Origin of the sequence: Streptomyces sp. NPDC058671, assembly GCF_042716475.1 — a bacterium.
Classification (GTDB): Bacteria; Actinomycetota; Actinomycetes; order Streptomycetales; family Streptomycetaceae; genus Streptomyces.
This window is the reverse complement of the sequence record NZ_JBHXSA010000021.1, coordinates 92,030-105,350: the sequence shown is the minus strand read 5'-3', so window position 1 is coordinate 105,350 and position 13,321 is coordinate 92,030. Positions and strand designations below refer to the sequence as shown.

12 protein-coding genes are annotated in these 13,321 nt (G+C 73.9%); 5 read left to right on the top strand and 7 right to left on the bottom strand.

The window, feature by feature from the left end; translation table 11 throughout:
• Positions 1-72: 72 nt before the first annotated feature.
• The 4 genes from ACFWV2_RS24940 to ACFWV2_RS24925 all read right to left on the bottom strand — a co-directional run bounded on the left by ACFWV2_RS24940 (position 73) and on the right by ACFWV2_RS24925 (position 5,551).
• The gene (locus tag ACFWV2_RS24940) at positions 73-792 is read right to left on the bottom strand and encodes a TetR family transcriptional regulator (protein WP_384407821.1); all 720 of its coding nucleotides are present in this window, start codon (positions 790-792) and stop codon (positions 73-75) included.
• 84 nt (positions 793-876) lie between these two features.
• The gene (locus tag ACFWV2_RS24935) at positions 877-2,184 is read right to left on the bottom strand and encodes a hypothetical protein (protein ID WP_384407901.1); all 1,308 of its coding nucleotides are present in this window, start codon (positions 2,182-2,184) and stop codon (positions 877-879) included.
• Positions 2,185-2,189: 5 nt separating this feature from the next.
• Positions 2,190-3,086, bottom strand: a complete 897-nt coding sequence (locus ACFWV2_RS24930) for a hypothetical protein (protein ID WP_384407899.1) — start codon at positions 3,084-3,086, stop codon at positions 2,190-2,192.
• Between the two features lie 32 nt (positions 3,087-3,118).
• Positions 3,119-5,551: a right-handed parallel beta-helix repeat-containing protein gene (locus tag ACFWV2_RS24925; protein ID WP_384407819.1), complete on the bottom strand. Its 2,433-nt coding sequence runs from the start codon at positions 5,549-5,551 to the stop codon at positions 3,119-3,121.
• A 168-nt stretch (positions 5,552-5,719) separates the two neighbouring features.
• Between ACFWV2_RS24925 and hmgA the strand changes: the two genes are divergently transcribed.
• From hmgA to ACFWV2_RS24910, 3 genes are all read left to right on the top strand, one after another.
• Positions 5,720-7,042 carry a homogentisate 1,2-dioxygenase gene (hmgA, locus tag ACFWV2_RS24920; RefSeq protein WP_384407817.1) on the top strand — a complete coding sequence of 441 codons (1,323 nt, stop codon included), beginning with the start codon at positions 5,720-5,722 and terminating at the stop codon, positions 7,040-7,042.
• Between the two features lie 41 nt (positions 7,043-7,083).
• Positions 7,084-7,833, top strand: a complete 750-nt coding sequence (locus ACFWV2_RS24915) for a GntR family transcriptional regulator (RefSeq protein WP_384407815.1) — start codon at positions 7,084-7,086, stop codon at positions 7,831-7,833.
• Between the two features lie 153 nt (positions 7,834-7,986).
• Positions 7,987-9,138, top strand: a complete 1,152-nt coding sequence (locus ACFWV2_RS24910; protein ID WP_384407897.1) for a type ISP restriction/modification enzyme — start codon at positions 7,987-7,989, stop codon at positions 9,136-9,138.
• Here ACFWV2_RS24910 and ACFWV2_RS24905 read toward each other — a convergent pair.
• Positions 9,125-9,286 (bottom strand): hypothetical protein, encoded by a 162-nt coding sequence (locus ACFWV2_RS24905; RefSeq protein WP_384407813.1) that lies wholly within the window; start codon positions 9,284-9,286, stop codon positions 9,125-9,127. The two genes, ACFWV2_RS24910 and ACFWV2_RS24905, sit on opposite strands and share 14 nt — an antisense overlap.
• A gap of 115 nt (positions 9,287-9,401) precedes the next feature.
• Between ACFWV2_RS24905 and ACFWV2_RS24900 the strand changes: the two genes are divergently transcribed.
• Positions 9,402-10,598, top strand: coding sequence for a CaiB/BaiF CoA transferase family protein (locus ACFWV2_RS24900; RefSeq protein ID WP_384407810.1), 1,197 nt, complete (start codon positions 9,402-9,404; stop codon positions 10,596-10,598).
• 245 nt (positions 10,599-10,843) lie between these two features.
• On the opposite strand, the gene ACFWV2_RS24895 is transcribed toward ACFWV2_RS24900, so the two are convergent.
• Complete coding sequence (locus ACFWV2_RS24895; protein ID WP_030551510.1) at positions 10,844-11,116, bottom strand: hypothetical protein; 273 nt, start codon at positions 11,114-11,116, stop codon at positions 10,844-10,846.
• Positions 11,117-11,428: 312 nt separating this feature from the next.
• On the opposite strand from ACFWV2_RS24895, the gene ACFWV2_RS24890 reads away from it, so the two are divergent.
• Complete coding sequence (locus tag ACFWV2_RS24890; protein ID WP_384407808.1) at positions 11,429-12,487, top strand: protein kinase; 1,059 nt, start codon at positions 11,429-11,431, stop codon at positions 12,485-12,487.
• Here the strand turns inward: ACFWV2_RS24890 and ACFWV2_RS24885 are convergent.
• Positions 12,471-13,277 (bottom strand): SGNH/GDSL hydrolase family protein, encoded by an 807-nt coding sequence (locus ACFWV2_RS24885; RefSeq protein ID WP_384407806.1) that lies wholly within the window; start codon positions 13,275-13,277, stop codon positions 12,471-12,473. The two genes, ACFWV2_RS24890 and ACFWV2_RS24885, sit on opposite strands and share 17 nt — an antisense overlap.
• Positions 13,278-13,321: the final 44 nt, after the last annotated feature.

The following is a 13,321-nucleotide window of genomic DNA, read 5'->3' as shown; positions in this document are numbered from 1 at the left end:
GTCTCCCTGGAGCGGCGTCGGGTGGCCGAGCATACCGACCGGTTGGCACGTGCGGGAGGGGTCTGCGGGAGGTTACGAGAGCGAGGGCGCCAGATACGCGTGGAGCAGCTGGCGGGTCTCGTCGATCAGTGCGGGATCCCCGGCGGGGTCGGCGCGGAACGCGAGCCGGACGAGGGCGTCGGCGGTCTCGACGCCGACCAGGACCTTCCGTCGCAGGCCGTCGTCGGCGGGGCGGTCCAGATGGGTGGCGAGGAGCGCGCAGAGCCGTTCGGCGACCAGTCGGTTGGGGTCCTCGGCGGCGCCCCGGCCCACGCCGGCACCCTCACCTCCGCTCGCCCCTTCGTCCGCGGGTTCGCCCGCGCCGGGCTCCCCCGCCGCTTCGCTCTCCCCTGGCGCGGCCGCGGGCACCCCGAAGTCGACGAGGGCGAACCCCGGGACGGTCCGCTTCATCGCGATGAACTCGTCCAGGACGCCGTCGATGGCTCCGTACGCGTCGAGCACCGCCGCCTCGGCGAGACGGTCGGAGACCCGCCGGGCGTACTCGTCGAGGTTGCGGTGCGCGAGGGCGGCGACCATCGCCCGTTTGTTGCCGAAGAACCGGTAGACGGAGCCGATGGGGACTCCGGCGCGGCCGGCCACGGCGCGGGTGCTCAGCCGCTCGTATCCGGTCTCGTCGAGGAGCGCGGCGCAGGCGTCGAGGATCCGGGCGAGCCGCTCGGCGCTGCGCTGCTGGACCGGCGCGCGGCGGAGGACGGGAGGGGCCTGGGGGCGGGTCTGGGGCACGGGGACCATGATGCCGCTCCGGTCGGGGCCGGGCGACGAAAGGGAGCCGGGAGATCCGGGGGTACGGGTCCGGCAGCCCGACTCCGGGTCAGGTCAGGCGATCAGCAGACCGATGCCGCCGAGCGTGTACGTGATCATCAGCGCGAACAGCGGGAGTTGGCCGGCGACGGCTCGGTCGGGCGGGAAGAGGCGCACGGACCGGTCGTGGGCGGCGACGACACCGAGGACGTGGCCGGTGACGATCGCGGCGACCTGGAGCGTCGCCAGGCCCCCGGGACCCAGGAACGGGGCGGGTGCGGGGGCGTTGTCAGTACCCCCTGCCATGATGACTGTACGTGGCCCTTCGGTGACGAAGAGCGAGAAGTAGTGGGCCACGAGGTAACCGAGGGCGACGGGCAGGAGGGAGTGGGCGAAGGAGGTGAGCGGAGTGGTGACGGTCGGATTCATCAGGCGCAGGACGCCGGCGCAGAGCCCGTAACAGGCCGCGGCGAGGGCGACGGTGGCGAGGAGGCCGAGCGTGGCGGTGGGGGTGGGGCCGAGGGAGGAGGTCTGGAGGGTGGTGATCCAGCGGGGATTGTCGGAGAGACCGTCGTAGGCGGTGGAGCCGAGGAGGACGCAGACGGTGGCGACGAGACCGGGGATCTGGGGGGTCGCGTCCAGGCCGTGGAAGGGGGAGCGCAGGACCAGCCGGCCGTCGGTGCGGCGGCCGAGCGGTGAGAGCCGGGCGAGCAGGGAGGAGTACACCTCGAAGGGGTCGGCGTGGGCGAACCACCGGTCGCCGTAGCGGGCGGCGCCGAGGAGCTGGACGCCGGCGTGGACGGTCAGGGCGATGAGGAGGGTGGCGGAGGAGCTGTTGTCGGGGACGACGAGTTCGAGCCCGGTGAAGAGGAGGAGCCCGGCGGCGGCCGGACGGATGCCGAGTGCGGAGGGCAGGGGGCGGGGGCTCCGCGGCGGGCGGAGGGTGAGCAGGGCGCGCAGGGGGTTGAGGAGGCGCCAGACGGGGCCGAGGAGGAGGGAGGCGGGGACGAGTCCGACCCAGAGCAGGACGTAGAGGGCTCCGGCCGCGGGGTTGCGGTCGGGGTCGTCGGGGCCGAGGAGGAGGTGCAGGAGGAAGACCAGGGCGGCGACGGCACCGAGGATTCGGAGCGCGGTCCGGGTGGCGGGGGCGTCGGCCATCCGCTGGAGGCCGGCGGGCAGCGGGCGTCCGGCCAGGTCGCCGCGGAATCGGGAGGACGACCAGAGCAGCCCCAGGGCGAGGAAGGAGACGAGGAGCGCGGCGAAGGCGCCCGCGTAGGCGTAGAAGGGGGAGAGGGGGAGGTCGTGCCGTGAGCCCACGCCGTGGGCGAGCGGAGAGCTCGGCACGGGGGCGTGGAGATGAGGGTGGGCGGCGAGGGCCTGGATACGGGTCACCGGACGACGAGTTGGGTCAGGAGGAGTCCGGACTCGTGGGTCTCCACCTCGAAGAGACCGGTGCGGTCCGTGGTGAGGGTGAGAGTGGCGGGCGTCCCCGGGGAGAGGGGCAGTTCGCGGTCGTAGCCGTGCACGTGGAGGGTGTCGGCGCGGTCGCTGGTGACACGGAGGGTCAGTCGCTCGCCCTTCTTCACCTCGATGCGGGAGGGGGGTGGTGAGACGGTCGTTCCGGTGACGGTGAGGGTGACGGTCCGGCCGGTGTCAGGCGGGCGCAGGCCGGTCGGGCGGGCACCGGCGGACGGCGCTGACGTCGACGGGGTGGGTGCCGACGGGGCGGGGGTCGAGGTGGACGAGGGGCGGCCGTTTAGGCGGACGGTGGTCTGGACGGGCGCGCCGGCGACGGCCCAAACCGTGTGGTCGTCCGCGTGGAGCCGCACGGTCAGGGTGCGGGCACCCGCCGGTACATACGCCCACGGGCCGTACAGGCGGGCAGTCTCCCGGCCGTCGACCAGGAGACGGGCGTGGCCACGGCCCGGGAGGGCCGCGCCGCCGGTGCTCTCGGGGGTGAAACGGAACCTCTCCACCGTGAGGTGGACGTTCCAGCCGCCCTCGCTGTCGGGGCGTACCTCGGCCCGGACGGTGGGCGCGTCCGCCGTCGGGAGTTCCCTGAGCCGGCGCCCGCCCTCGTCCCGGGCCGGCAGCAGGGTGCCACTGCTCCCGGTGGCCTCCTGGTGACTGGTGCCGGGCTTGTGGTGGGTGGTGGCCCGCCCGCCGCAACCCGCGAGGGCCAGGACGGCGGCGAGGGCGGCCGGCAGCACCAGGAGCGCCGTGGTGGTCCGGGCAGCCCGGGGCGCCGGGGAGGGGCTGGGCGTGGTCGCGTGCGGCCGGGTCACGCCGTCCCCTCCCGTGGCCGCGTGCGGCCGCGTCACGCCGTCCCCTCCTCAGGCGACTGGCCCTCGGCGCGCCCGGAACCGGTGCCGGGCGCGGCGCCTGCCCCGGGCGGGGCACCGGCGTCGCCATCGGGCCCGGCACCGGCATCCCTCTCAGCACCGGCATCACCCCCAACCCCCACACCGGCCCTGGCCGAGGCATCCCCGCCGGCCCCGGCACCGGCCACGGGCGCGGCATGCCCGCCAGCCCCGACACCGGCCCTGCCCGCGGCATCCCCATCAGCACCGACACCGGCCACGGGCGCGGCAAGAGCACCGGACCCGACCCCGATCCCGGGCGCGGCAAGAGCACCGGACCCGACCCCGACCCCGGTCCCGGGCGCGGGATCAGCACCGACCCCGACCCCGGTCCCGGGCGCGGCATCAGCACCGGCACCAGGCGCGGCGCCCACGCCCTCGGTCCCTCCTCCGCGGCTGCCCGTCGCCACCACCGCCCACAGGACCCAGACGATGCCCAGCAGGAGGCGTAGCCAGGCGGGGCTGAGGGGGATGCCGGGGACCATCAGGATCGCCTTGTCGAAGGCGTCGAGGAGGGTGAGGGCGCCGAGGGCCACGGTGGTCCAGGCGAAGACGGGGCGGTCGGGGCGCAGGGCGAAACCGAGGAGGGTCCACCAGACGCCGGTGAGCAGGAGCGCGAGGGCCGGGACGGCGGTCGGGGTGAGGGCGAGGGTCGAGCCGGCGACGTCGAGGGCCAGGCCCGCGAGGCCGATGAGGGTGGCCGCGCCCGCGAGTCGGTCGGTGCGCAGCCGGCGCCACCAGAGGGCGAGGCCGACCAGGGCGAGGACGAGGGCGGCGCCGAGGGCGAGTTGGGTCTCGACGCGGTGGATGCCGCGGGAGCCGTACCAGTCGCAGCCGGCGGCAAGGCGGCGCGCCTGGACGTCGTAGTCGGCGCAGACGAGGAGCTGGGCGAGTTTGACGGGTTCGCCGATGAGCCGGCCGGTGTTCCCGGAGACCTCGCCGCGGCGGGCCCCGCAGCCGGGCAGGGCGCCGGGTGAGGCGGCGCCGGTGTCGGTCTGCCAGCAGTTGCCGCTGCCCTGGCCGTCCCACCACACGTCGCTGCGGTTGGGTCGGGGGGTGCCGGCCCGGTCGACGCCGAGGTGGTTGCCGGCGTAGCGGTTGTGGTGGGAGGTGTCGGTCTGCTTGCCCCAGGCGGACTCGCCGCGGATGAAGGCGGGGACGGCGTTCAGGTAGAAGGCGGCGCGCTGGTGGCCGTAGACCCAGTTGTTCTCGTAGAGGTTCCAGTTGCCGCCGGCGGTGATGACGCCGGTGCCGGGGGGCATGGAGATCTGGGGGCAGACGACGCCCTGTTCGTAGCCGCGCTCGACGGGCGGTCGGGCGCAGGTGCCGTCGGCGACGTACGGGTAGTAGTTCTGGTTGTTGTCGTGGATCAGGTTCCGTTCGAACCTGGCGTGGTTCTGGGGCAGTCCGGGGTGGCCGGGGAAGGCGGAGTCCATGGAGGCGCCGCCCATGTTGTGGTCGAACTCGTTGTCGTGGACCCAGACGGAGTCGCCGGCGGTTCCGGAGTAGCCGACCATGTTGTGGTGGCTGCGGCAGCCGGTGATCTCGATGGAGTAGCGGGGGACGTCGTAGCCGCGGCCCTCGTTGATGTCGGAGGCCGAGCCGGGGTAGATGCCGGAGTCGCCGTTGCCGTAGGACTCGCAGTTCTTGTAGAGGCCGTGGTCGGAGGCGAAGGTGAGGAAGCCGTACTCGTCGTTCCAGCGGGTGAGGACGTCGTCGATGACGAAGCCGTCGGCGGCGAGGACGTACAGCGAGTTGAACGTGGTGCGCTGGGCGGTGAAGTTCCGGAAGTAGACGCCGTCGGAGCCGTCGGCGCGCAGGGCGTTGAGCTTCTGGTACTTGGCGTCGATGACGACGTCGAGGCGGGAGGCTCCGGTGCCTTCGATCTGGAGGTTCTTCTTGCCGAGGATGGCGACGAGGTTCTGGTTGTGCGGGCACTGCCGCTGCTGCGCGTAGCTGAGGATCTGGTAGCCCAGCGCGGACGTGGGGGCCTGGAGGGTGGCGCAGGCCCCGGTGGGCGGGGGCAGTGAGGGCTCCTCCTCGTAGAGCCCGGGGAGGACCGCGATGGTGAGGCCGGGGCGGTCGACGGCGTCGACGGCCTGTTGGAGGTGGCGGTGGCCGTCCTGGACGCAGCGCTCGAACAGGGCGAGGTTGCGGGCCTTGAGCGGGGCCGGGAAACGGGAGATCCGGCGCTCGAACTCGGCTCGGTCGGTCTTGCAGACGACGAGGTCGGGTTCTCCGGTGCGGAGCTTCGGCACGCTGCCGGAGCCGTCGGGGAAGGTGACGGGCCGCTCCTCGTGGGCCTGGGCCCCGGGGGCGGTGAACAGGGCCGCGGCGAGCGCCGCGAGCACGACCGAGAGCGCGAGGACGAACCTTCGGGTCCAGGACATGCGCGTGAGAGTAGAGGATTGTTCATCTTTTTTGACCCCCTCGCGCCGGGATTGCCGGCAGGGGGTGTCCCCAGGGGCGCCCCGATGCCCGATGCCGTTGACGGGAGCCCCGCGGAATCCTACGGTCATCCATAGGATTCCCTTGCGGGCTCAGGACAGGAGCGGGCGATGACCACGGAGCAGGCCAGGAAGACGGCCGAGGCGCTCGGCTACAGCACCGGTTTCGGCAACGAGCACAGCTCGGAGGCGATCCCCGGCGCGCTGCCGCACGGCCGCAACTCGCCGCAGCGCGCCCCCCTCGGCCTCTACGCCGAGCAGCTGAGCGGCAGCGCCTTCACCGAGCCGCGGGCCCACAACCGCCGCTCGTGGCTCTACCGCATCCGCCCCTCGGCCGCTCACCCGCCGTTCACCCGGATCGACAACGGCGCGCTGCGCGGAGCCCCCTTCACCGAGACCGTGCCCGACCCCAACCGGTTGCGCTGGGACCCGCTGCCCGAGCCCGCGCCCGGCACCGACTGGCTGGCCGGCCTGTGGACCCTCGGCGGCAACGGCGACGCGACCCAGCGCGCCGGGATGGCCGTGCACCTGTACCACGCCAACGCCTCCATGGAGCGGGTCTTCGGCGACGCGGACGGGGAGCTGCTGATCGTCCCGGAGCGCGGCGGCCTCCTCCTCCGTACCGAGCTGGGCCTGCTCGCCGTCCACCCCGGCGAGGTCGCGCTGGTCCCGCGCGGGGTCCGCTTCCGCGTGGAGCTCCTGGAAGAGACCGCCCGCGGGTACGTCTGCGAGAACTACGGTGCGCCGTTCCAGCTCCCGGACCTCGGCCCGATCGGCGCCAACGGTCTGGCCAACGCCCGGGACTTCCGGGCTCCGGTCGCCGCCTACGAGGACGTCGAGGGTCCGGTCGAGGTGGTCAACAAGTACTGCGGCAACCTGTGGTCGGCGACGTACGGCCACTCGCCGCTCGATGTCGTCGCCTGGCACGGCAACCACACCCCGTATGTCTACGACCTGCACCGTTTCAACGTCATCGGGACGATCTCCTACGACCACCCCGACCCGTCGATCTTCACCGTCCTCACCTCGCCCTCCGACACCCCGGGGCTCGCGAGCGTGGACTTCGTGGTCTTCGCCCCGCGCTGGCTGGTCGGCGAGGACACCTTCCGCCCGCCGTACTTCCACCGCAACGTGATGAGCGAGTACATGGGCCTGATCGAGGGGGCGTACGACGCCAAGACGGCCGGGAAGGGCGGCTTCGTGCCGGGCGGCGGCTCGCTGCACAACATGATGTCCGCGCACGGCCCCGACCGGGAGACCTTCGACAAGGCCAGCGCGGCCGAGCTGAAGCCGCAGCGGGTCGACGACGGCCTGGCCTTCATGTTCGAGACCCGCTGGCCGGTGACGGCGACCCCGCAGGCCGCGGAGGCCGACCATCTGCAGAGGGGGTACGACGACGTATGGCAGGGTCTTGAGCGCCACTTCCGGCCGTAGTGTCTCGGCCGTAAGCCCGTAGCCTTCGTACGGAGAACCCCGTGACCGCCTTCGCTCCCGACTCGCTGGTCCTGAACCGCAAGCTGCCGCTCTGGTATCAGGTCTCGCAGTCGCTGCGCGCCTCGATACTGGGCCGCACGCCCGACGCCTCGCTGCGGCTGCCCACCGAGGAGCAGCTCGCGGCCCACTACGGCGTGAGCGTGCTCACGATGCGCCAGGCCCTCAAGGAACTGGAGCAGGAGGGCCTGATCAGCCGGCACCGGCGGCGCGGCACCTTCATCGAGCCCGGCGCCCGGCGCTCCACCCCGCGCCGGCTGCTCGGCTCGATCGACGCGATCGTGGCCCAGCAGTCGGGCGAGCGGACGACGGTCCTCGGCCACGGCACCGAACCGGTGCCGGGCGAGCTGGCGGAGCACTTCCCGGATCTGACGGAGGTGGTGGCGTACCGGAGGTTGCGCCGCGACGGCGAGAGCGATGAGCCGACGAACTGGGCGGAGAACGCGGTGCGCCCCGAGCTCGGCGCCGCGATCGACCCGGCCGATCTCGAGCGCTGGCCGATGACGAAGGTGCTGCGGGACGTCGTCGGGGTGCGGATCAGCCGCATCACGGACACGGTCGAGGCCCGTCTCGCCGATCCGGAGACGGCGGCGCTGCTCCAGGTCCCGCTGCTCTCGCCGATCCTCCACTACACCGGCGTGACCTACGACGAGTCGGGCCGGGTCGTCGACGTGGCGCGCATCCGCTACCGCGGCGACCGCTTCTCCTTCACGGTGACGGTGGAGGCGCAGTAGCCCGATGGGCGGCCGGAGCCTCACGGCGCTCGTTAACATGCGGGCGTGACGCAAGCCCCCGGAGCGCACGACGCGAACCACGGCGTCCCGAACGGTGACGGCGCGATCGGCGCCGTCCCGGACGGCGACGGCCTGCCCCTCCTCGACGACCTCATGCCGTGGTCCGTCGCGCCGCTGCGGTTCGGCCGCTCGTGGGTCGTGGCGCCGGACGCGCGGACGTTGCGGGCCCGCTGGGACCGGCTGGTGGCCGCCGAGGGGGCGGAGCGGGAGGCCCTGTTCCGGCCGAGTCGGGCGCGGACGCCCGCGAGCGCGGTGGCCGCGCTGCCGGGGCAGCGGACCTCGACCGTGCGCTGGGCCCGCGAGTCGGGGCCGTGCCCGGAGCCCGTGCGGGTCGCGTGCGGTCCGTTCGACGAGCAGTGGCTGCTGCCCGACCACCGGCTGATCGACGCCGCCAGGCCCGAGTTGTGGCGGGTCGCGGGGAAGCCGCAACTCTTCGCCGTCGAGCAGGGGTACGTGCGGGGCGCGGCGGGGCCCGCCGTCCTGGTGACGGCCGCGCTGCCCGGGGGCCGCTCCCCCGCCGGCCGGCCGGGCCGTATCCGCCCGCTGTTCCGGCGCCCCGGGGGCCGGGAGCCCAATGTGGCGCCCGGCCTGCTCGCCTTCCTCGGGGAGCGGTACGGGCACGGGGTCGACGCCCTGGAGTGGCTCGCGTGGACGGTGGCGGCGGCCCGGCCGTCCCCCGCCGGATGCCGGGTCCCCCTGCCCGCCGACCCGGAGGTCTGGGCGGCGGGCGTGACGCTCGGCCGGGCCCTCCTGGACGTCCAGGCGCGGGGCGCCCTGAGCGGGACGAAGCCGCGGCTGCCGGGCGGGCGCCGCCCCTATGTGCGGGCGGCGGTCCCGGCGCGGCCGGCGACGATGACGTACGACGGCGGGGACGAGGCCCTGTGCCTGGACGAGGGCAGGATCTCGCCCGTACCGGAGGAGGCCTGGGAGTTCCGTGTCGGTGGGGCCCGGGTCCTCGAACAGTGGTTCGCGCACCGGAGCGTTCCTGCGGAGCCGGGTTCCCTGGAGGCGATCGGGCCGGCGGCCTGGCCGCAGGAGTGGACCTCGGAACTGCTCGACCTGATCACGCTGCTCGCGCTGCTCGGGGCCCGCGAGCCGGAGCGGGCCGCTTTCGCCGCGGAGTCGGCCGGACGGGAGGAGCTGAGGGCCGCGGGGGTCCTCCCCCCGCCACCCGGGACCCGTCGCCCCGCCTCCGTCCTGGACCACCGGGAGGAGGGCCCGGAGGGGCAGTTCATGCTCCTGTGACCGGCGGTTCGAAGGAGCCGGGTCGCCGGGCGACGCCGGGGATGGAGATCTCGTCCGGGTCGACGGGCGCGGAGGACACGGCCGACGGAGGGGCGAGGTGCGTGTACGCGCCGGTGGCCGCCTGCCCTTCGACGTGGGCACCAGGCACCGCCGGCTCCCGGTCCTGCTCCTCCTCCGGCTTCTGCTTCGGACCGGGGCAGCCCCCGGGCCCGTGACGCACGTCCCGGTGACAAGGATCGCCCCCCAGGGTAGGCAGGGCTTCCATGAGCACTCAGCCACTCCCCCTCGAAGGAATCACGGTCGTCGCCGTCGAGCAGGCCGTCGCCGCCCCCTTCGCCACCCGGCAGCTCGCCGACCTCGGCGCCCGCGTCGTCAAGATCGAGCGCCCCGACGGCGGGGACTTCGCCCGGGGGTACGACACGGCCGCGCGGGGCCTCGCCTCCCACTTCGTGTGGTGCAACCGCGGCAAGGAGTCCGTGGCGGTCGACCTCAAGGACCCGCGCGGGCTCGGCCTCGTCCGGCGGATGGTGGCCGGAGCGGACGTCTTCGTACAGAACCTGGCCCAGGGAGCGGCGGCCAGGCTCGGCCTCGACGCCGCCACCCTGTGCGCCGCGCACCCGCGGCTGATCGCGGTGGACGTCTCGGGGTACGGCGCGGAGGGCCCGTACGCGCACAAGCGGGCGTACGACATGCTCGTCCAGTGCGAGGCGGGCCTGGTGTCGGTGACCGGCACCCCGGAGCAGCCGGTGAAGTCGGGGATCCCCGCGGCCGACATCGCGGCCGGGACGTACGTCTTCGCCGGTGTCCTGGCCGCGCTCGTACGGCGCGGGACGACCGGCCGGGGCGGTCCGGTGGAGGTCTCGCTCCTCGACTCGCTGGCCGAGTGGATGGGGCATCCGCTGCACCACGGGATGCACGGGGGCACGCCCCCGGCGCGAACGGGGCTCGCGCACGCGGTGATCGCGCCGTACGACGCCTATCCGACGGCGGACGGGGGCCTGGTCCTGCTCTCCGTGCAGAACGACAGGGAGTGGCGGCGGCTCGCCGAGCAGGTCATCGGCCGCCCGGAACTCGCCGACGCCCCGGCGTTCGCGACGAACACGGCGCGGGTGGCCGGGCGCGCGGCGACGGACGCGGTGGTGGCGGAGGCGCTGGCCCCGCTGACCGCGCCCGAGGCACTGGCCCGGCTCGACGCGGCGAGCATCGCCTGCGCCCGGCTCAACTCGGTCGCGGAGCTCGCGGAGCACCCCCAGCTGACGGCCCGTGACCGGTGGCGGGAGGTGGAGTCACCGGCCGGGCCGCTGCGCGCGCTGCTGCCGCCGATCGTCTTCCCGGACGCGCCGGAGCCGAGGATGGGCCGGATCCCGGCCCTCGGGCAGGACACGGACGAGGTACTCACGGGCCTCGGGGTGCCGGACGCGGAGGTGAGGGAGCTGAGGAGCGCGGGGGTGATCGCCTGACCTCGTGGCAGCCAGACCGGCAAGCACGGCTACGGGGCCCGCCGTGCCGGCCGTACGGCACGGCGTGCCTGCCGGCCCAGTCGTCCGGGCCGCCGGGTCGGCCCTCGGGCCGGGCGTACCCACCTCCGGGTACGACTGAGCGCCGGACGGGTGGGGACACGTCCGGCGGTGAGGCAGTCGGAGTCGTACGGGTGACCGGGCGGCAGCGGGCGGGACCTCGGGGTGCGCGGCCCGGCACCCGACTCCTAGCGGCGCGTCCCGAAGAGGGAGCGGCGCAGTCGGCGGAGCGGGGCGAAGAGCGAGACCCGCGCACTGCGGCTGCGGTGACCGTGCACCGGCGCCTCGTGCGTACGCGTCGTCAGCTCCCGCATCAGCAGCGTCGCCTCGGCCACCTCACGCTGGGGCACGGCTGGTCCGCCGAGCACCGCGAGATGACGGTCGAGGCGCGAACTCGTCGCGCTGCTCCCGCAGGTGATGGCAGGCACTCGCGGCCTGCTGCGCATTGCTATCTGTTCCATGTCACTCCCCACCCGTACAAGGGCACCCGACCCAGGGCAGGTTAACCCTATCGCCCCACTCTCACACCCGTGTATCCCGCCGACTGTCATCACGGCACTCGTACGAGGGTTGACGGTCACTGTGCGAATACATCCGATTCCAGGGCGAGTTGGACAGCACTCGAACACCTGCCGAACCGTCACGAACCATCCTGCACTCCGGACCGCCCCCCATCGGCATACGGACCGGTGTGATCTCCACCACCAAGATCGTCACACCGGTTCCGGTGACGGAACGGGGCCGGGACGACACCCCTCGGTTACCGTGGATCCATGACGGTGATCGCGGGTCGTTACCGGCTTCTGGACGTCCTCGCGGAGAGGGCGACGGGCACCGTCTGGCGTGCCCTGGACGAGACGGACCGGCACGAGGTGGCCCTCAAGGAGCCCCGGGTCCCGGCCGGGCTCCCGGCCGACGAGGTGCCCCTCCTGCACGCGCGACGCGAGCGCGAGGCGCGGGCGGCCGCCCGGATCTCCCATCCCGCTGTCGTACGGGTCCTCGGAGTGGCCACCGAGGACGGCCGGCCCTGGGTCGTGACGGAACTCGTCCGCGGCCTCACCCTCGCCGAGACGCTGGAGGCCGCCGGTCCGCTGCCCCCGCGCGAGGCCGCGCGCGTCGGCGCCGAGGTCCTCTCCGCGCTGCGGGCGGCACGGGAGGCGGGCGCCCCCCACCGGGGCGTGGAGCCGAGACACGTCCTGCTCGCGAACGACGGGCGCGTCCTGGTGACCGGCTTCGGTGCGGCGCCCGGGGACGACCCGGGGCAGGAGGCGGAGCTGAGGTCCCTGGGGGCGCTCCTTGACGCGGCGGCTTCGGCGCTGCCGTCGGCGGACGATCCGACCGGGGCGCTCCTCACCCTGATCGAGGGTCTTCACCACCCGGACCCCGCCCACCCCCTGACGGTGGCGGGGGCCGAGGACGAGCTGCGGCGGTCGGCCGCGGGCTCGAGGCGACTCCCCCCGGCGGGCCCCTCCGTCCCGGCGGAGGGTGAGCCGGGCGGCGGAGGCGGGGAGGGAAGGGACGTGGAGGGCGACGACGGACGGACCCGGACGGGGAGTTCCGCCGCACCGCCGCGCGGGGCGCACCCGCCGCACCACACGGCATCGCCCTCCGGGGCGCACCCGCCCCGGCGCACGGTGGCGACCCGGCGGCGTCACGTCCTCCTCGCCGGGGCGGTCGGCGCCCTGCTGATCGCGGGAGCGCTGACGTATCACGCCGTACGGGACGACGAAGGAGGCACCGGGCCCGGTCCCGGCGGTGTCACGAGCACCGCTCCGACCGGTCCCGGCGCCACGGACGGCGCGGTGGGCGGCCGGGTTACACCGCGTTCCTGAAGCTGGGCAGGTAGCCGCCGGACTGGCCGGCCGCGGTCGGGTGGTAGGACTCCCCGATGTTGAGCCAGTTGACGCTGTGCAGCCAGGCGGAGCCGGAGCAGATCTCGTGCCCGGTGAAGGCGGAGACGACGCTGGAGAACGTGTAGCCGTGGTCGGCGGCCCGCTTGGCGACAGCGGCGTTGAGGTGGTCGGAGGCTCCGTTGATGGCCCGGCGCTCGTTCTCGCTCAGGCCGGCGATGCAGTTGCCGCCGATCTGGTAGAAGCGCGGGTAACCGAGGACGACGACGCGGGCGGCGGGGGCCTTGTTCCTGATGGCCGTGTAGACGGAGTCGAGCTTGCCGGGGAGGGTGGAGTCCACGTAGCTCTTGGCCTGATTCACGCGGTTGATGCAGGTGGCTTCGGACTGCAGCACACAGGTCGTCATGACGTCGGCGAAACCGGCGTCATTTCCCCCGATCGTGACGGAGACCAGGTCCGTGGCGGTGGAGAGGGGTCCGAGCTGATTGGCGGTCACATCACCCGTTCGGGCGCCCGAGCAGGCCGTGAACGCGAAGGAGGACGGGGCGTTCGCGTTCTTCCACAGCACCGGATAGGCCTTCGTGGAGCGCTTGCAGTCGCCGCTCGCGCCGTCATAGCTCCCGGCGCCCACGCCGGAGGAGTACGAGTCCCCGAGCGCCACGTAGTCGAGTGCGGCGGTCTCGGCCGCCTGGGCCGCTCCCGCGCCGGTCAGGGCGAGTACGGCGCCGAGGAGGAGAGAGGACGAAAGGGCGGTGAATCGGGACAGTCTCATGGAACCTCCCTGTAGCAGGATCTCTGCGCTACCAGGTAGTAGCA